This is a genomic window from Ureibacillus sp. FSL K6-0165 (assembly GCF_038004285.1).
GTDB lineage: Bacteria > Bacillota > Bacilli > Bacillales_A > Planococcaceae > Ureibacillus > Ureibacillus thermosphaericus.
On the sequence record NZ_JBBOQS010000001.1, the window covers coordinates 533308 to 558967 of the forward strand.

18 protein-coding genes, 1 tRNA gene, 3 rRNA genes and 1 other RNA gene are annotated in these 25660 nt (G+C 39.9%); 1 reads left to right on the top strand and 22 read right to left on the bottom strand.

Going from position 1 to position 25660, the window contains the following annotated elements; translation table 11 throughout:
- Positions 1 to 48: 48 nt before the first annotated feature.
- From NST00_RS02655 to ffs, 22 genes are all read right to left on the bottom strand, one after another.
- A complete protein-coding gene (locus tag NST00_RS02655; RefSeq protein ID WP_168412545.1) occupies positions 49 to 489 on the bottom strand; it encodes a YaaR family protein in 441 nt (146 codons plus the stop codon).
- Positions 490 to 540: 51 nt separating this feature from the next.
- The gene (locus NST00_RS02660) at positions 541 to 870 is read right to left on the bottom strand and encodes a cyclic-di-AMP receptor (protein ID WP_168412555.1); all 330 of its coding nucleotides are present in this window, start codon (positions 868 to 870) and stop codon (positions 541 to 543) included.
- Positions 871 to 1243: 373 nt separating this feature from the next.
- The gene (tmk, locus tag NST00_RS02665; RefSeq protein ID WP_016838878.1) at positions 1244 to 1876 is read right to left on the bottom strand and encodes a dTMP kinase; all 633 of its coding nucleotides are present in this window, start codon (positions 1874 to 1876) and stop codon (positions 1244 to 1246) included.
- Between the two features lie 32 nt (positions 1877 to 1908).
- Complete coding sequence (locus NST00_RS02670; RefSeq protein WP_340710147.1) at positions 1909 to 3330, bottom strand: aminotransferase class I/II-fold pyridoxal phosphate-dependent enzyme; 1422 nt, start codon at positions 3328 to 3330, stop codon at positions 1909 to 1911.
- A 1063-nt stretch (positions 3331 to 4393) separates the two neighbouring features.
- Positions 4394 to 4509 (bottom strand): 5S ribosomal RNA (gene rrf, locus NST00_RS02675).
- A gap of 48 nt (positions 4510 to 4557) precedes the next feature.
- Positions 4558 to 7484: ribosomal RNA gene (locus tag NST00_RS02680) — 23S ribosomal RNA — on the bottom strand.
- Positions 7485 to 7621: 137 nt separating this feature from the next.
- Positions 7622 to 9174 (bottom strand): 16S ribosomal RNA (locus tag NST00_RS02685).
- The 16S, 23S and 5S rRNA genes sit together here, the layout of an rRNA operon.
- Before the next feature lie 328 nt (positions 9175 to 9502).
- Complete coding sequence (locus tag NST00_RS02690) at positions 9503 to 9772, bottom strand: pro-sigmaK processing inhibitor BofA family protein (RefSeq protein ID WP_016839557.1); 270 nt, start codon at positions 9770 to 9772, stop codon at positions 9503 to 9505.
- A 112-nt stretch (positions 9773 to 9884) separates the two neighbouring features.
- On the bottom strand, positions 9885 to 10115 hold the full coding sequence (locus tag NST00_RS02695) for a YaaL family protein (protein ID WP_016839560.1): 231 nt from the start codon (positions 10113 to 10115) through the stop codon (positions 9885 to 9887).
- Positions 10105 to 10701 (bottom strand): recombination mediator RecR, encoded by a 597-nt coding sequence (gene recR, locus NST00_RS02700; protein WP_016839562.1) that lies wholly within the window; start codon positions 10699 to 10701, stop codon positions 10105 to 10107. The genes NST00_RS02695 and recR overlap by 11 nt, the downstream gene beginning before the upstream one ends.
- A gap of 13 nt (positions 10702 to 10714) precedes the next feature.
- Positions 10715 to 11029, bottom strand: coding sequence for a YbaB/EbfC family nucleoid-associated protein (locus tag NST00_RS02705; RefSeq protein WP_016839564.1), 315 nt, complete (start codon positions 11027 to 11029; stop codon positions 10715 to 10717).
- Between the two features lie 49 nt (positions 11030 to 11078).
- Positions 11079 to 12839 carry a DNA polymerase III subunit gamma/tau gene (dnaX, locus tag NST00_RS02710; RefSeq protein ID WP_339289502.1) on the bottom strand — a complete coding sequence of 587 codons (1761 nt, stop codon included), beginning with the start codon at positions 12837 to 12839 and terminating at the stop codon, positions 11079 to 11081.
- Between the two features lie 145 nt (positions 12840 to 12984).
- Complete coding sequence (locus NST00_RS02715; protein WP_340709616.1) at positions 12985 to 15579, bottom strand: VWA domain-containing protein; 2595 nt, start codon at positions 15577 to 15579, stop codon at positions 12985 to 12987.
- Entirely contained in the window at positions 15563 to 16270 is a 708-nt protein-coding gene (locus tag NST00_RS02720) for a hypothetical protein (protein WP_340709617.1), read from the bottom strand. The genes NST00_RS02715 and NST00_RS02720 overlap by 17 nt, the downstream gene beginning before the upstream one ends.
- Positions 16233 to 17306, bottom strand: coding sequence for a vWA domain-containing protein (locus NST00_RS02725; protein WP_340709618.1), 1074 nt, complete (start codon positions 17304 to 17306; stop codon positions 16233 to 16235). The genes NST00_RS02720 and NST00_RS02725 overlap by 38 nt, the downstream gene beginning before the upstream one ends.
- An 11-nt stretch (positions 17307 to 17317) precedes the next feature.
- A complete protein-coding gene (locus NST00_RS02730) occupies positions 17318 to 18184 on the bottom strand; it encodes a DUF58 domain-containing protein (RefSeq protein ID WP_016839568.1) in 867 nt (288 codons plus the stop codon).
- Positions 18181 to 19146 carry an AAA family ATPase gene (locus tag NST00_RS02735; RefSeq protein WP_340710148.1) on the bottom strand — a complete coding sequence of 322 codons (966 nt, stop codon included), beginning with the start codon at positions 19144 to 19146 and terminating at the stop codon, positions 18181 to 18183. Before NST00_RS02735 ends, NST00_RS02730 begins: the two co-directional genes overlap by 4 nt.
- Before the next feature lie 38 nt (positions 19147 to 19184).
- Positions 19185 to 20609: a hypothetical protein gene (locus tag NST00_RS02740; protein ID WP_016839570.1), complete on the bottom strand. Its 1425-nt coding sequence runs from the start codon at positions 20607 to 20609 to the stop codon at positions 19185 to 19187.
- Between the two features lie 11 nt (positions 20610 to 20620).
- Positions 20621 to 21484, bottom strand: a complete 864-nt coding sequence (locus tag NST00_RS02745; RefSeq protein WP_096549947.1) for an ABC transporter permease — start codon at positions 21482 to 21484, stop codon at positions 20621 to 20623.
- Positions 21481 to 22416: an ABC transporter ATP-binding protein gene (locus NST00_RS02750; RefSeq protein WP_016839572.1), complete on the bottom strand. Its 936-nt coding sequence runs from the start codon at positions 22414 to 22416 to the stop codon at positions 21481 to 21483. The genes NST00_RS02745 and NST00_RS02750 overlap by 4 nt, the downstream gene beginning before the upstream one ends.
- Positions 22413 to 24782 (bottom strand): hypothetical protein, encoded by a 2370-nt coding sequence (locus NST00_RS02755; protein WP_340709619.1) that lies wholly within the window; start codon positions 24780 to 24782, stop codon positions 22413 to 22415. The genes NST00_RS02750 and NST00_RS02755 overlap by 4 nt, the downstream gene beginning before the upstream one ends.
- Before the next feature lie 262 nt (positions 24783 to 25044).
- Positions 25045 to 25310, bottom strand: an RNA gene (ffs, locus tag NST00_RS02760) — signal recognition particle sRNA large type.
- 166 nt (positions 25311 to 25476) lie between these two features.
- Here ffs and NST00_RS02765 point away from each other — a divergent pair.
- A tRNA-Ser gene (locus NST00_RS02765) sits at positions 25477 to 25569 on the top strand.
- Positions 25570 to 25660 lie beyond the last annotated feature (91 nt).

The following is a 25660-nucleotide window of genomic DNA, read 5'->3' on the forward strand; positions in this document are numbered from 1 at the left end:
TCTTTAGAAAAAATCCCGTGTCTATCACCATGGTAAAAGACACGGGTTTTACATATATAAATTAATTAACAAACCTTTTATTTCGCCAATTTTATCAAGCAAATCAATCGTTTCTTTTTCTTCATCTAATAAATCTTGAGCTAGTTCAACTAAACGTTCATCAATTTTCTTAATAATTTTAAGTCTTCTACCTTCACCAAATCGATTCCAAGTGTGAGACTGTTTTAGTTCAAGGCCATATTCAACAGCTTCTTGTAAAAATCGCCTCACAAGCATCTTAAATCTCGCTAAATCTCGCAAGTTTCTTGACCTTGCTACTCGATCACCTGCAGCGGAAATATCTCCTAGCAATCGAGTTAATTGCTCACTTTGCAGTTTCTGTCCTTGCTTCACAACCAATTCTCCAAAGCGTTGATTTGCCTCATTTGGTTGCTTCATTTCATGTATATTTGTTTTGATTCCAACTCGTAAATCTTGATTAATTTTCACTTCATTCAGCCCTCGCTCACTTTTTCATGGGATTTGGCAAAGTATAAGCTGTTAAAAGTGGTGATATTCTTCGATCGGTAAAACAAATACCGTTGCACCACCAACTTCCACCTCAACCGGATACGGAATATAGGTATCTGCATTTCCTCCAAGAGGTGAAACAGGAGTGACCATTTGTTCCCTTGCCCGACAATTATCTCGAATAATGTCTAATACCTTGGAAACATCTTGATCGTCTACACCAATTAGAAAAGTAGTGTTCCCTGAGCGCAAGAATCCTCCTGTACTCGCTAACTTAGTCGCACGAAAATTTTGCTTCATTAAGGCATTAGACAGTCGGTTACTATCTTGGTCTTGAATGACCGCAATTACTAATTTCATACGCATTCACTCCTAACTTGCGTGTTTTTATTATACCATACATTACATGTTCACTTCATTTCCTTGTTCTTATGACAAGAATAAATAAATAACTTTTTAGCAGTTAAGAATATTTATGATTAAAATATGGAAATTTATATTATTTTATTGAAGATTCCTTTTTATCATTACAAAATACCTTTATTAACAAAGTAAATCCAATTTTCTCTATTACTCTTACCCAAAAAAGTTTATTCTACACAAAGGGCTATATCACCATCATCCTTATGCAGTTATTTTACGCAAAATAAAAGGAATGCGTTCTTTTCATTAGAATGCATTCCTTTTGGTTGTATGAAATTGGTTTTGAAAAACATTAGAGAACTCGAAATCATTAACTTTTGTCTTTTAAGAATGGTAATACAATATTTATTACCTCTTCTAGTACTACTTCAATTTCATTTTCTGCATTAATGGCCTTTATTCTTTCTGGAAACTGTTTAAGTAGTTTCAAATAACCTTCTCTTACTTTTGAATGAAATTCCAATGATTCTAAATCTAATCGGTTGACTTCTCGTTCACCATCTTTTTGTATTCTTGAAAGTCCAATTGTTGGTGATACATCTAAATATAACGTTAAATCAGGGAAAAAATCACCGATAGCAAATTGATTGATGGTATATACTTCTTCTATCCCCAATCCTCTTGCATATCCCTGATAAGTAAGGCTACTATCAATGTAGCGGTCGCATAATACAATCGTTCCTTTTTCCAACTCAGGTATGATTTTCTCAACTAAGTGCTGCCTTCTTGCGGCAGCATATAAAAGCGCCTCTGTCTTTGCATCCATATTTACATTCTTTTTGTCTAAAATTACATTTCGAATTTGTTCTGCTATTTCAATTCCGCCAGGCTCTCTCGTACAAACTACGGAATACCCCTGTTGAATTAAATATTCTGCCAATTGTTTAAGAATTGTACTCTTACCTGAGCCTTCTCCACCTTCAAAACTGATTAAATAACCCACAAGTCTGTTCCTCCATCCAGTTTACTCTTTGTTTATTTATAGACGCATATCAGCTTTTCTTCAAGTTGATGATTCCCTTGGAAAGATGCTCCGACCGCTAATAGTTCTTCCAATTGACTGAGCTTCGAAACAGTAATTTTTTCTCCAGGAATGAGTAAAGGGATACCTGGTGGATATGGTATCACCATACTTGCTGAAATTCTACCTATTGCTCGCATATAGGGAATCCATTCCGTATCTTTTTCCTCTAATTCACAAAATGAATATTCAGGAATGGATATTTTATTCACTTCTTTAAATGCTGTTGCAAATTCGATAGGTACTTCTTCAACGCTTTGTAAAGACTCAACCGCTTCCTTAATACGCATTCTCGTTTCTGCAAAAGGATAACTTTGTCCTTGTTTTAATAAAGGCAATATGAATAATACCTGATGTAAATCTGCTAATTCTGAATATACTCCTTGCTTTTCTAACGCATCCTTCAATTGAAAACCGCTATAACCTCGCACCCTTAATAACACTTTTAAAGGATCGTCCATTTCAATGACTTGTAACGATTGAATTGAACGCAATGCTTCAATCCAATGCTTTTTTCTGTCCAATAAATAATTTGCATCGCTTTCTAAATATGTTTGAACATAATGTCTTGCATCATCTAATGAAGCCAATAATATATAGGATGGACTGCTTGATTGCAACATTCGTAAGTAACGGTTGACCTGCTCTGCTTCAACAATATTAGACTTGATATGTAAAAAAGAGGCCATTGTCATGGCTGGTAACGTTTTATGGGCCGATTGAACAACAATATCTGCTCCTAAATCTAATGCAGATTCCGGAAATTGTTTACTTGCTGTTAAATGAGCTCCATGGGCCTCGTCGACTAATACCGGAATATTCATCTGATGACATAATTCGATTTGTTGTTTTAATTCATTTGATACCGCTCCATAGTAGGTTGGAGAAGTTAAAATTACAGCCTTTACATCTCGATGTATTCGTAGTGCCTCTTTTAAAGTAGTTAACGAAACGTGAGTTGCTGTTCTAGTTTCGTCGTCCCATTCAGGCGAGACATAAATCGGTTTAGCACCAATTAATTGAAGAGCATGAAAAATAGATTTATGTGCATTTCTTTGTACTATGATTTTTTCGTTTCTTTTACAAGTTGCATAAATCATCGCCAAATTGCCCACTGTTGAACCATTCACTAGAAAAAAACTGCGATCTGCACCGTATGTTTGGGCTAATAATCTTTCGGCTTCATATATAACTTCTTTTGGATGATGGAAATCATCAAGTCCTGTTAGTTCTGTTACATCGAAGGGTAACATGCCTTGTATTGGTTGCGGTAATCCTGATATCAATCCATTTTTATGGCCCGGAACGTGAAAGGATGTTGGTTGTTTTTCCACAAAATTCTCCAATGTTTCAATTAACGGCCGTCCTATTCTCATCATCTCACCCCGCTAAATACTCTTCCTTTATTATAGTCTTAATAGGGAGAAAACTCATCTTGTTATTACCTATAAAATAGTTAGAAAGATTTTATTACCACTTTACAGTGGTATTATTGAAAAGCCACATCCACTCTCACAAGGGGGTTCCTTACTACCATCGGTGCTAACTTCGAAGCACGTTGACCGGCAAAACTCTGCGTCAGCTTCAGCGGTCCGGTGCTCATACACTGTATCTTCTCTTTATTAATTGAAATTAAATGTTGGTATATGCTTTTCTTTTGTAGGTTTCTTTAGTTGTACTGCGGTTTATTTGAACTCGAGTGGACTTTTTGTCCTTGTTGTTATTTTCAATTAAACGCTGTAAAATTTTAATTATTTTTTGTTTTAAAGACTATCTTTTTAAACCGTTGGGTTTTCACTTGTGAAATTAGCATTTTACAGTGGCATATTACTTCCTACTCTCACAAGGGGACCCCTTAACTACCATCGGCGCTAACTCCGAAGCACGTTGACCAGCGAATTTCTGCGTCAGCTTCGGCAGTCCGGTGCTCACGTACTTAGTACGCTCCGCTCCGGGCTGCCTCGCTTCCTTGAACTTCTTGGTCCCCGTGCTTCTCGTCTCCTTCAAATATTTATTTTACTTTTGTTTAGCATGTGGTTTCTGTATCGCGCCGATCGGACTTTCAGTCCTTGTTAGTAAGGGGCTTCAACTTTTGCAATAAAAAAAGCACCACTATTGTGGTGCCTTCTGCGAAGCGCTCGTCTATCTCTCACAAGGGGACCCCTTAACTACCATCGGCGCTAACTCCGAAGCACGTTGACCGGCGAATTTCTGTGTCAGCTTCGGCAGTCCGGTGCTCACGTACTTAGTACGCTCCGCTCCGGGCTGCCTCGCTTCCTTGAACTTCTTGGTCCCCGTGCTTCTCGTCTCCTTCAAATATTTATTTTACTTTTGTTTAGCATGTGGTTTCTGTATCGCGCCGATCGGACTTTCAGTCCTTGTTAGTAAGGGGCTTCAACTTTTGCAATAAAAAAAGCACCACTATTGTGGTGCCTTTTTGCGAAGCGACGTCCTACTCTCACAAGGGGAAGCCCCTTACTACCATCGGCGCTGAAGAGCTTAACTTCCGTGTTCGGTATGGGAACGGGTGTGACCTCTTCGCCATCGTCACTTCACTATATGAGAGGTTGTTCTCTCAAAACTGGATAACGACATTGAAATGATTGGTTAAGTCCTCGATCGATTAGTATCCGTCAGCTCCACACGTCACCGTGCTTCCACCTCGGACCTATCTACCTCATCGTCTTTGAGGGATCTTACTTGCTTATGCAATGGGAAATCTCATCTTGAGGGGGGCTTCATGCTTAGATGCTTTCAGCACTTATCCCGTCCACACATAGCTACCCAGCGGTGCCTTTGGCAAGACAACTGGTACACCAGCGGTGTGTCCATCCCGGTCCTCTCGTACTAAGGACAGCTCCTCTCAAATTTCCTACGCCCACGACGGATAGGGACCGAACTGTCTCACGACGTTCTGAACCCAGCTCGCGTACCGCTTTAATGGGCGAACAGCCCAACCCTTGGGACCGACTACAGCCCCAGGATGCGATGAGCCGACATCGAGGTGCCAAACCTCCCCGTCGATGTGGACTCTTGGGGGAGATAAGCCTGTTATCCCCGGGGTAGCTTTTATCCGTTGAGCGATGGCCCTTCCATGCGGAACCACCGGATCACTAAGCCCGTCTTTCGACCCTGCTCGACTTGTAGGTCTCGCAGTCAAGCTCCCTTATGCCTTTACACTCTGCGAATGATTTCCAACCATTCTGAGGGAACCTTTGGGCGCCTCCGTTACCTTTTAGGAGGCGACCGCCCCAGTCAAACTGTCCACCTGACACTGTCTCCCAAGCCGATCAGGCTTGCGGGTTAGAATTTCAGTACAACCAGGGTAGTATCCCAAGGGCGCCTCCAGGGAAGCTGGCGCTCCCCCTTCTACGGCTCCTACCTATCCTGTACAAGTTGCACCGAAATTCAATATCAGGTTACAGTAAAGCTCCACGGGGTCTTTCCGTCCTGTCGCGGGTAACCTGCATCTTCACAGGTACTATAATTTCACCGAGTCTCTCGTTGAGACAGTGCCCAGATCGTTACGCCTTTCGTGCGGGTCGGAACTTACCCGACAAGGAATTTCGCTACCTTAGGACCGTTATAGTTACGGCCGCCGTTTACTGGGGCTTCAATTCGGAGCTTCGCTTGCGCTAACTCCTCCTCTTAACCTTCCAGCACCGGGCAGGCGTCAGCCCCTATACTTCACCTTACGGTTTTGCAGAGACCTGTGTTTTTGCTAAACAGTCGCCTGGGCCTATTCACTGCGGCTCATCAGGGCTTGCACCCCAATGAGCACCCCTTCTCCCGAAGTTACGGGGTCATTTTGCCGAGTTCCTTAACGAGAGTTCTCTCGCTCACCTTAGGATTCTCTCCTCGACTACCTGTGTCGGTTTGCGGTACGGGCACCTCCCGCCTCGCTAGAGGCTTTTCTTGGCAGTGTGAAATCAGGAACTTCGCGCGTAACGCGCTCCCCATCACAGCTCAGCGTATTAGGAAGCGGATTTGCCTACTTCCACGCCTTGCTGCTTGGACACGCTCGACCAACGGCGTGCATTCCCTATCCTCCTGCGTCCCCCCATCACTCAAACGGCGGGGAGGTGGTACAGGAATATCAACCTGTTGTCCATCGTCTACGCCTTTCGGCCTCGACTTAGGTCCCGACTAACCCTGAGCGGACGAGCCTTCCTCAGGAAACCTTAGTCATTCGGTGGATGGGATTCTCACCCATCTTTCGCTACTCATACCGGCATTCTCACTTCTAAGCGCTCCACCAGTCCTTCCGGTCTGACTTCGACGCACTTAGAACGCTCTCCTACCACTCGTGCAACGCACGAATCCACAGCTTCGGTGAATCGTTTAGCCCCGTTACATTTTCGGCGCAGCGTCACTCGACCAGTGAGCTATTACGCACTCTTTAAATGATGGCTGCTTCTAAGCCAACATCCTGGTTGTCTAAGCAACGCCACATCCTTTTCCACTTAACGATTACTTTGGGACCTTAGCTGGTGGTCTGGGCTGTTTCCCTTTTGACCACGGATCTTATCACTCGTAGTCTGACTCCCGTGTATAAATAGCTGGCATTCGGAGTTTGTCTGAATTCGGTAACCCGAGGTGGGCCCCTAGTCCAAACAGTGCTCTACCTCCAGTATTCTTCACACGAGGCTAGCCCTAAAGCTATTTCGGAGAGAACCAGCTATCTCCAAGTTCGATTGGAATTTCTCCGCTACCCACACCTCATCCCCGCACTTTTCAACGTGCGTGGGTTCGGGCCTCCAGTGAGTGTTACCTCACCTTCACCCTGGACATGGGTAGATCACCTGGTTTCGGGTCTACGACCACGTACTCAAAACGCCCTATTCAGACTCGCTTTCGCTGCGGCTCCGCATTTTCTGCTTAACCTTGCACGTAATCGTAACTCGCCGGTTCATTCTACAAAAGGCACGCCATCACCCGTTAACGGGCTCTGACTACTTGTAGGCACACGGTTTCAGGTTCTCTTTCACTCCCCTCCCGGGGTGCTTTTCACCTTTCCCTCACGGTACTGGTTCACTATCGGTCACTAGGGAGTATTTAGCCTTGGGAGATGGTCCTCCCGGATTCCGACGGAATTTCACGTGTTCCGCCGTACTCAGGATCCACTCAGGAGAGGATGGATTTTCGACTACAGGGCTTTTACCTTCTCTGGCCGTCCTTTCCAGAACGGTTCGTCTAACCCATCCTTTTGTAACTCCGTATAGAGTGTCCTACAACCCCAAGAGGCAAGCCTCTTGGTTTGGGCTGTTCCCGTTTCGCTCGCCGCTACTCAGGGAATCGATTTTTCTTTCTTCTCCTCCAGGTACTTAGATGTTTCAGTTCCCTGGGTGTGCCTTCTTAACGCTATGGATTCACGTTAAGATACTGTTCCATTACGAACAGTGGGTTCCCCCATTCGGAAATCTCCGGATCAAAGCTTACTTACAGCTCCCCGAAGCATATCGGTGTTAGTCCCGTCCTTCATCGGCTCCTAGTGCCAAGGCATCCACCGTGCGCCCTTAATAACTTAACCAAAATTAAGAACTTTACAGTAAATATCTTGCTTTCAATGTCGTTTATCCAGTTTTCAAAGAACAACACTATAACTTTGAAGGTCATAAACCTTCAAAACTGAACACAAAACGCTAATGCTTCCGTAAATATCCTTAGAAAGGAGGTGATCCAGCCGCACCTTCCGATACGGCTACCTTGTTACGACTTCACCCCAATCATCTGTCCCACCTTCGGCGGCTGGCTCCCGAAAGGGTTACCTCACCGACTTCGGGTGTTACAGACTCTCGTGGTGTGACGGGCGGTGTGTACAAGGCCCGGGAACGTATTCACCGCGGCATGCTGATCCGCGATTACTAGCGATTCCGGCTTCATGCAGGCGAGTTGCAGCCTGCAATCCGAACTGAGAACGGTTTTTTCGGATTGGCTCCGTCTCGCGACTTCGCGACCGTTTGTACCGTCCATTGTAGCACGTGTGTAGCCCAGGTCATAAGGGGCATGATGATTTGACGTCATCCCCACCTTCCTCCGTATTTGTACGGCAGTCTCCTTAGAGTGCCCAACTGAATGATGGCAACTAAGGACAAGGGTTGCGCTCGTTGCGGGACTTAACCCAACATCTCACGACACGAGCTGACGACAACCATGCACCACCTGTCACCGCTGTCCCCGAAGGGAAGGCTATGTCTCCATAGCGGTCAGCGGGATGTCAAGACCTGGTAAGGTTCTTCGCGTTGCTTCGAATTAAACCACATGCTCCACCGCTTGTGCGGGCCCCCGTCAATTCCTTTGAGTTTCAGTCTTGCGACCGTACTCCCCAGGCGGAGTGCTTAATGCGTTAGCTGCAGCACTAAGGGGTGGAAACCCCCTAACACTTAGCACTCATCGTTTACGGCGTGGACTACCAGGGTATCTAATCCTGTTTGCTCCCCACGCTTTCGCGCCTCAGCGTCAGTTACAGGCCAGGAAGCCGCCTTCGCCACTGGTGTTCCTCCATATCTCTACGCATTTCACCGCTACACATGGAATTCCGCTTCCCTCTCCTGCACTCAAGTCTCCCAGTTTCCAATGACCCTCCCCGGTTAAGCCGGGGGCTTTCACATCAGACTTAAGAGACCGCCTGCGCGCGCTTTACGCCCAATAATTCCGGACAACGCTTGCCACCTACGTATTACCGCGGCTGCTGGCACGTAGTTAGCCGTGGCTTTCTAGTAAGGTACCGTCAAGGTGCAGCCAGTTACTACTGCACTTGTTCTTCCCTTACAACAGAGCTTTACGATCCGAAGACCTTCTTCGCTCACGCGGCGTTGCTCCATCAGGCTTTCGCCCATTGTGGAAGATTCCCTACTGCTGCCTCCCGTAGGAGTCTGGGCCGTGTCTCAGTCCCAGTGTGGCCGATCACCCTCTCAGGTCGGCTACGCATCGTCGCCTTGGTAGGCCGTTACCCCACCAACAAGCTAATGCGCCGCGGGCCCATCCTATAGTGATAGCAGAACCATCTTTCAACATCAAAGCATGCACTTTGATGTGTTATCCGGTATTAGCACGCGTTTCCGCGAGTTATCCCAGTCTATAGGGCAGGTTACCCACGTGTTACTCACCCGTCCGCCGCTAACCTCATGAAAGCTAGGCTTTCAATTGGTTCGCTCGACTTGCATGTATTAGGCACGCCGCCAGCGTTCGTCCTGAGCCAGGATCAAACTCTCCATAAAAGAAAATTTGATTTGCTCAAAATTTAATATCCGAATCTAGTTTGTTAACGAGGGTTAACAACTAGATAATTTATTGCATTAACGTTTTGTTGTTCAGTTTTCAAGGTTCATCTAGTGTTAATTTAGTGACGCTAAAATATTATATCATGTTTAATTAATATTTCAAGCTTTTTTTACACATTTTTAACTCTCGATAGAGAACTCTTACATTATATCTAAATCATCTTTTGTTTGTCAATATTTTTTTAATTCCCTTGTTTATTTTGTAACTCAAAGGGAAATTCATTATATCAACATAATTAAAACAATGCAAGAGATTTTAATTAATTTATTGTAAAAGAGTTAAAACTGCTATGCATAGAACTCCTGGAAATCCTAATATAGTGATTGTTAAAGCGGAAAAGAAGTTAACAGGAACGATAATATCAAATCCATCAACCGTTATATGTGCTATATACAAAAAGGCGAAAGAACAAGCTAGGCGGAACCAAAAAATTGCGAGCTTTTCAATGATTATTCCATAGCCAATTCTTTTACCAATAGTAAGAAGTATCATGAGTAGCACGCATATAGCACCTAAAATTAAATATGTACCCATCCAATCTCCTCCTGAGTTTAAGTACATTGGAAACATATGCTATAACGGCTACTCTTAGTATTTATTTTTTTATAAATCAGGAAATTGTTTTATACGATGGTCCTACTTTTATTTAACGCAACATGATTTTTCGGATTCGTGCTTCTTTAAAAAGATAAAAGTGAATGCTTTCAGCAATTTTACTTTGAGCAATGACATCTAAATTATAATCTTCGGTTAACTCTTCAAGAAGTTTTGCATTATTCCAATCATCTTTCGTTTCTTGCATTAATCGCGCTAACTGCTCATCAAATTCTTTTTTTAACTTTCCTTTTCTACTAAATAAACCCACTTTATATTTCACGCCGTCCTTCCAAAGCTTTAGATAACGTTACCTCATCAGCATACTCCAGATCGCCACCTACTGGTAATCCATGGGCTATACGGGTTGTTCGAATTCCGGATGGTTTTACTAGACGTGAAATATACATTGCCGTTGCTTCTCCTTCAATCGTTGGATTGGTTGCTAAAATAAGTTCTTTTACTCTTTCATCTTTTAATCGGTTGATTAAAGAAGCTACATTTATGTCTTCTGGTCCAACTCCATCCATCGGTGAGATAGCGCCATGCAATACATGATACAAGCCATGGTAGTCCTTCATTTTCTCCATAGCTATCACATCTTTAGGGTCTTGTACGACACAAATTGTTGAGACATCCCTTGATTGATCAGTACAAATTTGGCACGGATCCACATCTGTAATATGTCCACATACAGAACAGTATGTTAAGTCTCTCTTCGCATCAACTAATGCCTTTGCAAAGGACAAGACTGCATCTTCCTTCATTGTTAAAACGAAAAATGCCAGTCGAGCCGCAGTTTTCGGACCGATGCCTGGCAATTTCATAAAGCTATCAATGAGCTTTGATATTGGTTCAGGATAATACATTTAATTTTTCCTCCTAGAACGGAAGGTTTAAGCCTTGTGTAAATTTGCCCATTGTTGCCGCAGTTGCTTCATCCACTTTGTTCAATGCATCATTTGTTGCAACGGTAATTAAATCTTGCAGCATTTCTACATCTTCAGGGTCCACTACAGAAGGATCTATGTTGACTTCAAGCACTTTGCGTTCACCGCTAACTATTACTTTTACCATGCCACCGCCAGCTGTTCCTTCAAATTGTCTTGCATTTAATTCTTCTTGTGCTTGAAGCATTTCCTTTTGCATTTTTTGCATTTTTTTCATCATACTTTGCATATTACCCATTCCACGCATAAATACGTCCTCCTTCATTGACATTCATTAATAATTATGCTGAAAATCATCAATCTTCTACTACTTCAATAAAATCTTTCCCAAACATTTTTTCCGCTTCTTTCACAATTGGGTCTTCCGATTCGATCTCTTTTGCATCGTCAATATATGGCGCCTCAGGAGCGCTTTCCTGAACCTTACCTGCATTTTGATCTTTTTTTAGATTTAAACCGTTCTCCCGAATAAAGTTTTCACGCAAAACGGTCCATTGACTTTCTGGTATACATAAAATTTCGTACATGATACCCATTTGTTGGAAAAGTATTTGAGAAAATGTAGAAGTGAGGTCTTTGTTTTCAGCAACCATTTGACAATGTATATCATACTTGAATTTTATCACAAATGCACTAGAAGAAGCTGCAACTGGTTCTGCTTCCGCAAATAGAGCTGATTGTGATTTTTGCAGTTGGTTGAGTGCAGGTAACCAAGCATTTTTAATTTGAATAATGTCTTTTTTAGTAGCTTCTTTTAATACTTCTTTTATTCTACCCGTCGGCGCTTTGTATGCATTCGTTATTTTTGTTCTTTGGCGATTCTCATCTTTAACTGGTGCATCCGTTGCAGACATCGCCGCTCCATTTTCAATTTGCTCTTTCAATTGAAAAATTATTTTCTCTAATTGTATGACTTTATTATTCAATACAGAATCCGCTTGTGGCATTTCTCCCGCTTTCAACACACCTACATTCGAAAATTGAGTCATTTTCAATAAAGCCGTTTCCAAATAAACTTTCGTGTGATGAGAAAATCTCATATCTTGCTGTGTTTTAGATAGGATATCGATATATCCGTAAAGCGCATCGGCTGAAAACTCGCGGGACAACTCGATAAATTTTTCCTCTGGCGTCACTAGCTCTAACAGTTCCTCTAAATCCTCGCTTGTTTGAAGCAACAATAAATCTCGGAAGAAGGTAATTAAGTCTTCCGATAAACGAAGAGGATCTTTTCCTTCTGCAATTAACTCTTCCAATAAAGATAGGACATGTGCAATGTCTTTTTCTTTTAAAGCAACAACCATATCATAGAATACATCTTGACTTATGGATCCGCTTACCAACAAAGCATTTTCTAAAGTCAACTTTTCCCCGCTAAAGGATACGACTTGATCTAATAAACTTAGTGCATCCCTCATCCCACCACTAGCTGCTTGGGCAATGACTTTTAACGCCTGTTCCTCAAAAGGTAAATTGATATCCTCTAACACTAATTTCATTCGTTCCACAATATCGTTGGAAGAGAGGCGTTTAAAATCAAACCGTTGACAGCGAGAAATAATTGTAGCTGGTAATTTATGAGGCTCGGTTGTTGCTAAAATAAATACCGCATGAGATGGAGGTTCTTCTAACGTTTTGAGTAAAGCATTAAAAGCACTCGTAGAAAGCATATGCACTTCGTCGATTATATACACTTTATAGCGAGCACTTACGGGAGCAAACCTTACTTTCTCAATAATGTCGCGAATTTCTTCAACGCGGGAATTGGAAGCGGCATCGAATTCAATGACATCCGGATGCGAGCCTTCTGTTATACTTCGGCAAGTTGGACATTCATTACAAGGTTCATTTGTTGGTGCTTTTTCGCAATTTAATGCTTTAGCAAAAATTTTAGCAGTACTTGTCTTACCTGTACCTCGTGGACCAGAAAACAAATACGCATGCGTTGTTTTATTTGCTAGGAGAGCATTTTGAAGTGTTCTTTTTACGTGGGTTTGACCAGACATTTCGCGGAAACTTTGTGGTCTGTAAACACGATAAAATGCTTGGTACGTCAACGATTTCCTCTCCTTCTACCTTCGTCATTCTTGTAGCTACATTATAGCACAACTCATTACATTACTTCTTCTTTTCTGTAGAGCATAATAAATGATTGAAAAAAGATGGCGCCACCTACTACGACACCATCCTATCCTTTTATTATTATTTTTTCCTTAACTCTTTTAATATTTCAGCTACACTCGTTTCTTCCTCTGTTACCTTTTGTGCTGTCACAATATTTTTCGATTTGCCCATTTGCTTGAAAAAGGCCCAACCAAATCTCCTTATCGTTATGTCGACAAAGAAAAGCAATAAACTGACGAGCAATATAATGGTAGCAATGCTTTGACGTGTTGCTCCTTGTTCGTTGAATTTTCGAAATACTTCTTGAGGATCCTCTACGATTTTGCCACCAGTTTTATCTGCTACTTCTTCTAATAATTTCTCATTTAGTGGTTGCAATCTATATTCCGAACTATACGGCACCGTTAATCCCGTTTGATATACATTGTCATCCTTTGAAATTCTAAAAAATACAAGCCCCGGTTTTGCATCCGCAACCGCTCGCACTTTACTTGCAGAAATCGGTTCTAAATGAACCTCCAATTCATTTCCATATTCATCTACAACTGCTACATCTAAAAATGCAGCTTGATTCGTTGGGTCGGTAATTAAGAATGAGCCTTCTCCATCCATTCGAATATCATAAGCAATTTCGTTATAAGTCGGCAGCAAGCGAGAAATTGCTGTATTCCAAAAGTCAACCCATCGATCCCAACGTCCCCAATCACCTGTCCAAGCACCTGTTGAATCGGAAGTAAATGCAATCGTCCTTCCTAATCCATATTGCCATTCTGCAAGCACCGGATCTTCTTTTTCACTTTCTGCTATCACATTAGCTGTAGTTTTCGCTGTCGTACCTATATAAGCATTCATTTGAGGAACGCCCTTTTCAAACAACTGGTTCCAACCTTCTGAGTGATAAATGACCGGATAAAACGGATCATCTACAATATATGTCCGAGAAATCATCGCTGTCTCACGAGATAAAATCGAAGGAATCGTCGTTTCATCCTCCACGTCATAAAATCTTCCTCCAGCTAATTCACTTAAGCTTTCTAAAAGTTGACGATCCGCATCATGCCCAATGGCAACAGTTGATAATGTAATATGTTTTTTCTTCCCACTTTCAATTAGTTCTTCGTAGTTACCTGATGTAGCTGACTGTCCATCTGTTAATAAAATAATATGTTTTCTTTGTAATGGTAAATCAAACAGATTATTATAGGCTAAAGAAAGAGAAGGATAAATTTCCGTACCTCCTTCAGCCGGAATCGATAAGATGGTATTAGTCACTTCATCTTTATTTTCTAATGGTTTAGTTTCAATGATTTCCCATGGATGCGAGTCGAAAGCAATTAATCCAAAAGTGTCTCCCTCTCGAAGCAACTCCACGGAACGCACCGCTGCTTCCTTTGCTAATTCCATTTTTAGCCCAATCATACTGCCAGAACGGTCAAGTACAATGACAAGCCCTAAAGATGGAAGTTGTTGTTTACCCTTTACTTCCATTTCTACTGGTAACAACTTTTCAATTGGTGTTTTAAAATATCCGCCAATGCCAAAGCTGTTTTCACCACCAACCATCATAAAGCCAACGCCAAAGTTTTTTACCGCCTGCTCGATGACACCCATTTTCGCTTCTCCTACAAGATGGCCAGGAACATTGTCAAAAATAATGGCATCATACTTCAACATATATGATAGCGAGCTCGGCAATTCTTCAGCTGACACTTCTTCAAATTGGATGGAAGAAGGATTTAACATATCAGCAATTGGAGAGCCTTCTTCTCTATCACTAACAATGAGTAATCGTGGGGTACTTTGAACCATTGTTATACTTGTCAACTTATTATTTTCTAAGATTGCATCTTCATCGGTTTGAATGTATGCTTCATATTTGACTAAACCTTCTTTATTGCCTTTATGTCGATAAGTAAAAACATTTTTCCCTTCTTCTAGCTGAATTGTTTCCCGGAAAATAAGTTGATCATTTTCATATAACAGCAATTCGCCCATTGTATCTGTTGTTGATTCAATTTCAGTCACTAATGTTTGTTCTTCTCCCTGATAAGCCACTTGCGGTGTTGTAAAGCTCTGAATTGAAACATCGTTGCTTATTTTTCTACCTAATGGAACAACATCTACTGAAATTTTTGAACCAGCTATTTTTGTTATGCTCTCTAAAACTTCACCTTTCGTTTGTAAACCATCCGTCATAAGAATAATGCGTGTTGCTTTGTCCTTATCAACGATTCCTGTTGCTAGTTGTAGTGCTTGTTCAATATTTGTCTCACCCACTTCACGTATTTCACTTAAGTTTGGAACATGCTCTAATGTCTTAGATAAGATTGCTTCAGTTTGAAAGTTCGATGCAAAAGAATAAATCCCTACCGAATGGGTTTCTTTCTTTTCTCGTAAACTTTCTTCGATAAACTTTAACGCTTCATCCTCAGTGCCTGCCATTGAAGCAGAGCGGTCGATAAGGAATAATACTTGCTCTTCCTTCACCGGCAATAACAAATAAGGAGATGCAATGGCAAAGACAAGCATAATAATAGTGATAATACGTATGATGAAGACAATTCCATGTTTCCTTTTTAATAATGAACGATGATGTAACCACGTCCAAATCAAATACCCTAAGAGTGGTATGAGCAAAAGCAGGAAAATTGGATGATCAATTCGCAAATCCACGTCTTCTTTGCACCTCCCACTCAACCACAATCAAAAATAAAATAAGTAGCACAATCCATTTCGCAATTGATTGATTCGTTATATCCTCTTGTCCACTTACGACATTTCCTAATTCAAAACTCGTCCCTTCTTCAATTGTCCGCTCTTTCTGTGGTAATTGAACAATAAAAGGTCTCTCCTCATGTTCTGATTGAACAACATATAACCCTGGTTTTGATGGCGCTTGAAAATCTCTTGATTGTTCAAAAGAAGAAATATACACGCCATCTGCAGTGTAAATGGACCAGTCACCTGGCAATAACGAAACAGCTCGTTGTTCATTTGGCGTAAATATTCCTAATGAAGTTTTACCTTCCATTAGTTCATTTTGAACACTCCATAAAAACAAAGGAAATGAAGGATAAAGCGGCCAGTCTGTTGACTGAATATCCGCTAAAACGACAATATCTCCTTTAGGAGACCGTTGAATAAATGGTTTGTCTCCAACCTTTGCAATCGTATCAAAGTCATCAAATGGTGGGTAAACCGCACTTACATATACATCTTCTAGCGAACTGAACGCAAACAATTCATCTTGTATTACTTCTATTTTTCCGCTTACTTCACTTTCAATTTCATCATCTCGGCCAATTAATACAATCGGTTCATTACGCTTAAGAAGTTCGGTTTGATTCGTTACTACAAATCGCACCCCTTAAGGATTCCAATTGATGTTCAGGAACAGATTTCACATCAAGACCTACCGATTGAAACCCGATTTGCACTAACTTATGCATATCTTGTCCTACCGCAATTTCATAAGGATTACTTCCAACGATGGTCATCATCGAATTATCTGCTTCGTAATCATCCTTTACTTGAATCGTTGCAACAAGCACATCAATATTCGGCAAAGCTTCAAATGTGTTGGCCAATTCTGCTTTTGGTTGTAACGTAATGGTTTTTTCCAATAACTCATCGCCATCTTTATTTGTAATAGAAAGCTGTACCGTTTGATTTTCTTCTGTTTCATTTTTTAATTGTAACAATGCAATCGTTTCACCATTTATGCTTGTTGCTGCCAATCGAGTGATTGCCACATTTTTTAAGTCTCTATCTGCTCCCTTAACAATCCATTTCACATGTTCACTCTCTATAGGCAAATCCGAACGGGATACAGCATCTGTAAATAAATATATTGTTGTTGGCAAATCACCGATAAAAGCATTTGCCATCTCAATTGCTTTCGTTAAATGCTGCTCTTCGTAAGTTACGGCTAATCCGTCGATTGCTTTTTCGATTTGCTGCACATTCGTTTCTTGACGAATAATTGCTTTTGGATCACTACCTGTTGTAATGATTGTTAATGGTCTTCCCCCAATCTCTTTCACGAGTGAACGCATTTCCTCTAGATGTTTTTCAAAGGTCGATTGTTCTTTTCCTGCAAGCATTGTCGCAGACGTATCCACAATCCATATTACTTGTTCTCCGCCAATTTCCTTTGTTTTTAAATAGGGATTCATTAATGCAAGAACAAACAACAGTAGTGCTAACATCTGTAAATAAAATAGCGCATTCCTTTGTAAATGTTTTAAGTAAGGCGATACGCGGGTTTCTTGCATCACTTGTTCCCAAAAAAGTGTGGAAGATACTTCTTGTTCTTTATATTTCTTTCGAAAGAAGTAATATAAAAGGACAATGATTGGAAAAGCAATGGTCCATAAAAAGATTAATTGACTAACCCCCAAAGCGTATCACCTCACTGTACCCACCGATTCATTAATAATTGATGAAAAATCGCGTGCTGAATTCCATTTTCAACGACTAATTGAATTGTTTGAATGCCGAAGCGACTGCATATCTTATGGAAAGCTGCTTCGTGTTGAGCGCGTTCTTTTTTATACTGTTCTAGCACTTTATTCGACATAGAAACGTTTAATTCTTCATTACTTTCTGCATCAATTAACCGAACATCCCCTGTATAGGTTGGATTTAATTCTTCTTCCGTCACAATTTGAATACAACGAACGTCCCCTGCAAAACGAGGAAGTTTACGGAAAAAATGTTCCCATTCCGTTATCGGTTCTAGACTATCCGTTATAACAAATAATACCGTACTATCTTTTGGTAAAGCCTTTAATCCATTTTTTGCAAAACTCTCTTTAAAAGTAGCTTCCTTCATTTGCGACACTATTTGCAAATAGACTTTTCGATAAGTTGCTCCTTTTCTTCTAAAAAAAGTGTCTGCCTCTAAAGTAGAAAAGGAGAGTCGATCATCTCTGTTTAATACCATGATTCCTAAAGCAGCAACAAGCTGTCTTGCAAATAGCCACTTTTTCTCGTCACCCATTGAACGAGAGGAATCCAGCAATATATGCACTCTCATTTCCTGCTCATCTAAAAAACGCTTAATAAAATATTTTTCCGTCCTTGCGAATACATTCCAGTCTACTTGACGCACATCATCTCCTAACGCATATTCTCTATAATCTGAGAAATCTAAGGAAGAACCAAAGCGTTGAGAGCGATGCGAACCTTTATGATGCCCTCTTAATTTGGAAGATGTGGCAACCGATAAGCGTCCTATTTTGGTAATCAATTCATCTGATAAAATGAAATGATTCATGCGGAGACACCTTGTTGAATGTGATGTAGTATTTCTTCTATTAAATCGTCCGTTGTTTTTCCAGTTGCCTCTCCTTCATAATTTAAAAGAAGTCGATGACGCAAAGCCGGTTTAGCCACAGCTTTTATATCTGCAAGAGCTACATGAAATCTCCCGTTAAATACCGCTCTCGCTTTTGCTAGCTTAATGATACTTTGTAATCCCCTCGGTCCACTTCCATACATGATGTATTGTTTTACAAAAGGTAAAGCATCCTCCCCTTTTGGATGGGTTGCCATGACTAAATCAGCTGCATATTCTAACATTTCATCAGCTACTAATACTTCCTTTACCATTTGTTGGGCAATAATTAAACGTTCTGTATTCATCACTTTTTGTAATTGAATATCTTGTGAACCTGTCGTCCGTTTCATTATTTCCATTAACTCGTCTTTACGAGGATATGGTACTAATATCTTGCATAAAAAGCGGTCCATTTGTGCCTCTGGTAGAGGATATGTTCCTTCCATTTCAATTGGATTTTGTGTCGCTAATACAAAAAACGGTTTTGCCATAGGCTTCGTATCTCCTAAAATTGTCACCGTCTTTTCACCCATTGCTTCTAATAATGCACTTTGCGTTTTGGGTGTTGCTCGGTTAATTTCATCAGCCAACACCATTTGGTTAAAAATCGGTCCTGGTTGAAAAACAAATTGTTGTGAGCCTCTTTCAGTTCGTTGAATGATATTTGTCCCTGTAATATCAGCAGGCATTAAATCTGGCGTAAATTGGATGCGGGAGAAGGATAAATCTAAAACACTTGAAATCGTGCGAATAAGCATCGTTTTCCCCATCCCAGGCAACCCTTCTAATAATGCATGACCATCTGCCAATATAGAATAAAGAGTGTATTCGATCGCCTCATCCTGACCAACAATAAATTTACCAACTTCCTTTCTTACTCGCTGCAGCTGTTCTGCCATTTCCGAATATTGCTCTTCACTAAACACACTAATTCCCCCTACTCTTCAGACTGAATCGATGAAAAGTATGATTCCACTACATTTTGTAGATCTTTCGGTAGTTGCAAACGTTCGGTACTTTGTAAATACTTTTCTTCATATTCTCCGATGACTTCTTCATATGGTCGAACACTTCCCTTTGTCACGGGAACTGGTCCTTTTTGTTCTATTGCTGGATCTCCTTCACCTATCGGACCACTGTCTACAGTTGGTTCATTGCTTTCTCCAAGCCGCCCACTAGGCACTGATAGAAGATTGCGACCTCCCTTTCCTTTTCCTGCACCGCTACCTGCCATAGATCCATTTCCTTGACCTTGGCCAAGACCTGTTGTTCCATTGCTTCCCTGACCTTGATTACTCCCGGACCCAGATCCAGTATGTCCTTGGCCTTGACTACTGCCAGAACCATTACTTCCTTGACCAGTCTGATTATTATTTTGTTGCTGATTGGCTTTGCTGTTATTATTCCCCATTGAGGAATTGCCATTTTGGTTATTCATGTTTTGAGAGTTGTTTCCAATGTTAGATTCGTTCGTTTGAGAATCCATCGCTTTAGCTATCGTGTTTTGCAAATCAAAGCTAATAGGCTTTCCAATTTTACTTAAGGCATTTTGAGTGTTCGAAGCATTTTTTGCAAGTAAACTTTGCATTTCCGCTAAATCTTTCAGTTTTTGCAATTCTTCTTCCGATAATTCCGAAGTTTCACCCTTTTCTCCTAACTTCTTATCCTGCAATTTTTGTTGTTGCAGTTTTAGTTCTTTTTGTTTCTTTACTACCTCTCGAAGCGCTTGTTCAGAAGTCTCTACCTCTTTCAATTTTTCAAGGAGCTCTTTCATTTCCCTTTTTACTTCTTCAGATTGAGCTTTTTTCTCTAATTTCGCTATTTCCTTTTCCATTTCCTGAATGACTTCTCGTTCTTTTTCAACAACCTGCGCTTCCTGTTGCGTTTTGGAAGGAAAAATGACTAAAGTAGCCATAATAATGATAGCACCCAAAATTCCAAGCAATACTTTTGGTCGCCAATAGTTTTTTGGTCGCTTTTTAAAACGGTCATAAGCTCCTTCCAATTCGTTAATAGCTTTGTTCATAATTGAATCTGCTAATGGATGCTCCTCATTGTTAAATGAAAGAGCTGTTACTAATTCGTTATAAGGATAAAAAGAATCTAATTCCCGTATCGCTTCCTTCAAACGAATGCGCTTAAAGTATATATAAACAACCGTCACAATAAGTGTTGCACACGCCACAAACAAAGCAACTTCGTCATAATAGGCGAAAACAAAGAAGCGAGAAACGAAGAGGATCGCCAGGCTAAGTATTAATGAAAAGAAAATTCCGTATTGTAACATAGGCAGCATTTTTTCAATGTTTAAGCTTCTTTTTGCTTTCTTCACGTATTTTAATAATCCGCTTTGACGATCCATCTTTCTCACTCCTAACGATTTGTTTTCATATTTGCTCGCAATTTTCGAATGGCAATGGTTAAACAAACAATGGTGATAAATACATAAAAGATTAAATAAACAATCCAATTTGGAAAACTAATTCCAACTGTATCTATTAAAGCTGTTTTCGTATCAGGGATAAGCAAAGTAAGAATAAGTACGCCTGGGTTAATACTTGCCCAAAAATACGATATTGGTAAGAATGTCGTTAAACCTTGAGTATTTTGTTGTTGCGACATCATCATTTGTTCTAAAGAAAAACCTACAAAGAAGAAGAAAGCAGTAATACCTCCTAAAAATATCATCGCTCCGTAAGTTGCAATCATCGAAATAATCGTTCTTTTTGTAATCGTTGAGAACATGATGCCAATACTACCAATCGCAATTAATGTAACTAAATAAAAGAAAAACATTGTAAAAAATTGTCCTGGTGACACTCCTCCAAACAAAAACACAATGCTATAAAGCGGCAGCCCAGCTATTAACATTAAAATAAGAAATGCTACAGAGGATAATAGCTTTCCAATAATTATTTGCGAAGAGGATTGGGTTGTCGTCAGTAAAATATTTAAAGTTTGTTTCTCCCGCTCTGTGCTAATTGCCCCAGCAGTAAGCCCTGGTGTAATAAACATAACAAGGGCCATTTGCAATACAGAAAGTACAGAAAACATCGTAAAACTATTGCTAGGTACGAAAAATCCAGAGGTAGAAAATTGCGTAAATATTAGTAAGAAGCCTGAAACAAATATGATTAATACCGCTAAATAAAACATTAAGCCTGAAAAGCTTTTAAAGGCGCGGAAACGCAATTTTAATTCTTTCATCAATACAGGATTGGATAATAGTCCTTTCATTTTGAATCCGCTCCCTTCGTAATCGCCATATAAACATCTTCCAAATCTTTTTCATCTTCCATGAAAGAATAAACCGGAAGTCCCGCAACAATTGCTCTTTGCAATAATTTCATTTGTTCTTCCTTCGTCCCTTTATAAATAAACGTTATTGCTTCATTTCCTTCTAGCACTTCAATTGATGAAACAAATGGATCTTCCTCTAAAAACTTCACCGTTTTTTCAATTTCATGTAAAACTTTTATCGTAATATTCTTATCTCCCTGTAATTTGGACTGTATGGAATCAACATTTCCATGGGCAATTAATTTCCCTCGATCAATAACACCAATTTCATCACACATTTCCGCAAGTTCAGGAAGTATATGGGATGAAATTAAAATCGTTTTCCCCATCTGTTTTAACTGCTTAATGATTTCTCGCATTTCTACCCTTGCTCGCGGATCTAAACCAGATGCTGGTTCATCTAAAATTAACACTTTCGGATCATGGATGAGCGAACGAGCTAAACATAGGCGCTGCTTCATTCCCCGGGATAACAAATCTACATATTCATAACGTTTATCCGTTAAATTGACGAGCTCTAACAATTGTGGAATCAGCACTTTCCTTTGTTTTTCTGAAAGTCCATAACACGCACCATAAAAATCTAAATATTCATCTGTTTTTAATTGGTCATAAACTCCAAAAAAGTCTGGCATATAGCCAATTAATTTCCGCACTTCTTTTGGCTCTTTTACAACGCTTTTCCCATTAATAAAAGCATCGCCTGATGATGGGGAGAGGAGGGTGGCAAGAATAGAAAAAGTTGTAGATTTACCAGCCCCGTTTGCACCAACAAAACCAAAAACTACACCTTCCCCAACAGTCATAGTCAACTGGTCAAGGGCTGTAAAAGAACCAAATTTTTTTGTGAGATTTTGAATTTCAATCATTTATTAGCCACCCCCTGAATCTCTACAGTCGGTAATTTAATTGGCGACATTTCAATATTGTTTTTAACCTGTAATAACATCTTTATTTCATGATACTCTGAAATATATTGTTCGAGATTTTCCTGTAATAACATTTCTTTCTCTTGAATTTCTTCAAAACGATTTGTCTTATAATTCCAAAGGGAAATTGTTAGGTTTTTATTTTCGTGATTCGATATTTTTATTTTTGTCAATTGCAATTTTTCATCAAATAATTCTTCTGGAATGACAGCTATATATTCATACTCACCAGGGTCTAATTGCCATTCATTATTTTGTTCATTATACATTTCCATATATCCAGCATTGACAGGATATATATTTGTTTCCATCATGCTATCATTCACTGTAAATTCCCCTTCAAGATCCAAATTTGGTTCAAATGTTTGAAGAATAACAGCGATAGGGTTTACTTCTGCCCTACCATCTAATTGAATACCGAGGATCGCTTCTTCTGCCCAACCAATAACTACCGGCTGATTTTCATCCATTAAATTTAAAGCCTGATATTTCAGTTGCATGATCCTTTTTGGAATCAATTCTTCAGCCGTTTTTGGCGTTCCTAAATAATTACCATAAACAATTGGTTTTAAAAGAATTGAGCTGTTTAAGGATTCAGAAACCTTTACTGTCTCATTTGGTTTAATATCTCCTAATAGAATCTCTCGTGCACCAGACCAAATAGCAACATCCTTCACAGCAAATGGGAAATTATTTTTTACCGTTCCCTCAATTTTTGAATCTTTCACAGTTAAATCGATATCAAAGTTCCCTGCATTTGGTATGTTAGTTTCACCAATAATTGATTGCACAGACCAATAATTCAAATTTCGTAAGTGAATGGTCGTTCCATTCCCATGATGTTTAACATAGGATTTTTCATGTAAGATACCGAAAGTATTCATTCCATAGTTTCTTTTCGCAAAGGCAGACGTATTTTCATCTACAGTAAATACAAAATCTCCGCCTCGATTCGTTAAAATAGACTCTACATAATAGCCTGATAAGTTTTTTCCATTCACTTTATAAAAGGCTGACTGATTGATTTGAGCTTGCATAATGCGATCTTTTGCGCCAACAATGAACATTGACAATGTTAATACAATTGATAGAACAGGGATAAGCCACCATGCATGTTCCCTTTTGTCGAGCTTTTTTAATACGAGATATAAAATAGGTCCTACAATGAACATGTAAAGTATGATCGTAATAATAATGAGTGGCGTTTTTACTTGGAATGAAGGGAATAACTCATTAGAATTTCCAACCTCATATGGCAACACGTCTAAAAAATTCCCTCTGTTCCATTGATTGCTATTCGATTGAAGCTGCAAAATTTCGTTTATTAACTTTCCATAACCATCCATCGTTGAGAGCGGCTGATCTCCTAACGAAAAAGTCGTTTGAATAATTTTTCCTTTCCCTAAGTCAATGGATGAGGCAAGTATTGTATTTCCATCAGCGAGGATTCTTTTGCTACCTTCTTTTTCAGTTGCACGGAATACTTCAATATCTTCCGTAAAAATGCCGCCTTTAGATAATGTTTCTAATACTTCTTTCGTGACGATAACTTTCTCAGAGGACAAATTTAATGGAAGATATTCACCAAATATCCCCATGGAACGCTCCACTTGTTCAGATGCTCCAACTAGCAGAATTCCACCGTTTTCTACCCACTCATAAATTGCCTGTTGCTTCTCTTCTGATAAATCGGCAATATTCATTTCATCCACAACGAATATATCTGCCATGGCAAATCCTTTGAAATCTATAGGAAAATCATAATCAGGAATTTGATTTAAATGAAAAATTTCAATATTATTTGGAACATATTGACTCAAACGTAATAATGCCGCTAAACGATCACTATTTTCCGTATAAGTAAAAATAAATGAATAATCTCCGTCGTAATAAGATCGAAAACGAATATTTTTATCGCCTGAATAATCAATTAATTTTCCTTTTTCAATACCACCATCATAAAAGGAAAAAAGGCTTTCGTTTAGTGAGCGATAATAATAATCGTCTGATAAACCGTCCAAATAAAGAGTAATTGTTTTTGTTTCACCTTCTGCCAGATCTAGTGCATAAACTTGAGCAGAACCGGCTGAAAAAGTAACTGCGGCATCGATGACTAAATCCCCTGAAAAGGGACTCCCATTATTTGTGATTGTTAATTTTATTGGTAAAGGTGTATACAATTTAATTTTGTTGTCTACACCTACTTCTGCTTTCACTTCCAATTGTGGTGCAGCACGTGTTGTATCAATTTGAACAAAGAAAGTAATAAAGACTACCATCATTAGAATGAATATATTTCTTTGCACCCAGCGACATCTCCTTTTCACATCTTTTGTTGATTAGTACGTTTTTTTTAACATATAGTTCCGAGTAATTGAAAAAAATAACAAATTCTTAAGTTTTTATTAAGAAACTGTTCGCATCTGGTGGAATACAGATCGATTCATTGACATTAAAAAAGGCTGTAGATATCTCATTGTTTAAGATATCTACAGCCTTTCCAAAATTGTTCGATATAATATTTAACTATATAAAATAGCCGACACGGCAAATTTTTCAATTATAAAGCCGTGCACCTTTCCTCGACTGCAGCACATAGGTGCTACTCTTGTCGCCAGCTCGGGTCAGGCTACCCCACGGCACATGGGTGAAACCACTTAATGCTGCTTCCTTCCGGACCTGACATGGTTCATGGCTACCCATTGCGCGGGACCCAACCTTCAACGCTACGTGCAAGAGGCAAACCCTACATGCATACAGCCTCAAAAAGGACTTCAGTCTCGCTAGAGCGGATTGCGAGTTACAGGGCACCGCTACCTCCCCACCTAGCACGGCATAAATTAGTATACCTCATATACAATGATAATTGCAATGTTTTGTTCTGGGTATTCTTCTACTTGTAGCACACTATTCCATAAACCTCCTAATTTTGTGCTTTTTATATCATTGTTTTTTATTGACTTATTGAAAATTTCATGTTATATTATTGCTTGTCCAAACGGAGGAATACCCAAGTCTGGCTGAAGGGATCGGTCTTGAAAACCGACAGGCGGGTCAAACCGCGCGGGGGTTCGAATCCCTCTTCCTCCGCCATACATACATTTGAAATTTCAACCACTACTGAAATTCAGTAGTGGTTTTTTATTTTATCGAAATACTTCTTTTTTATTTTCCTTCTATTTTA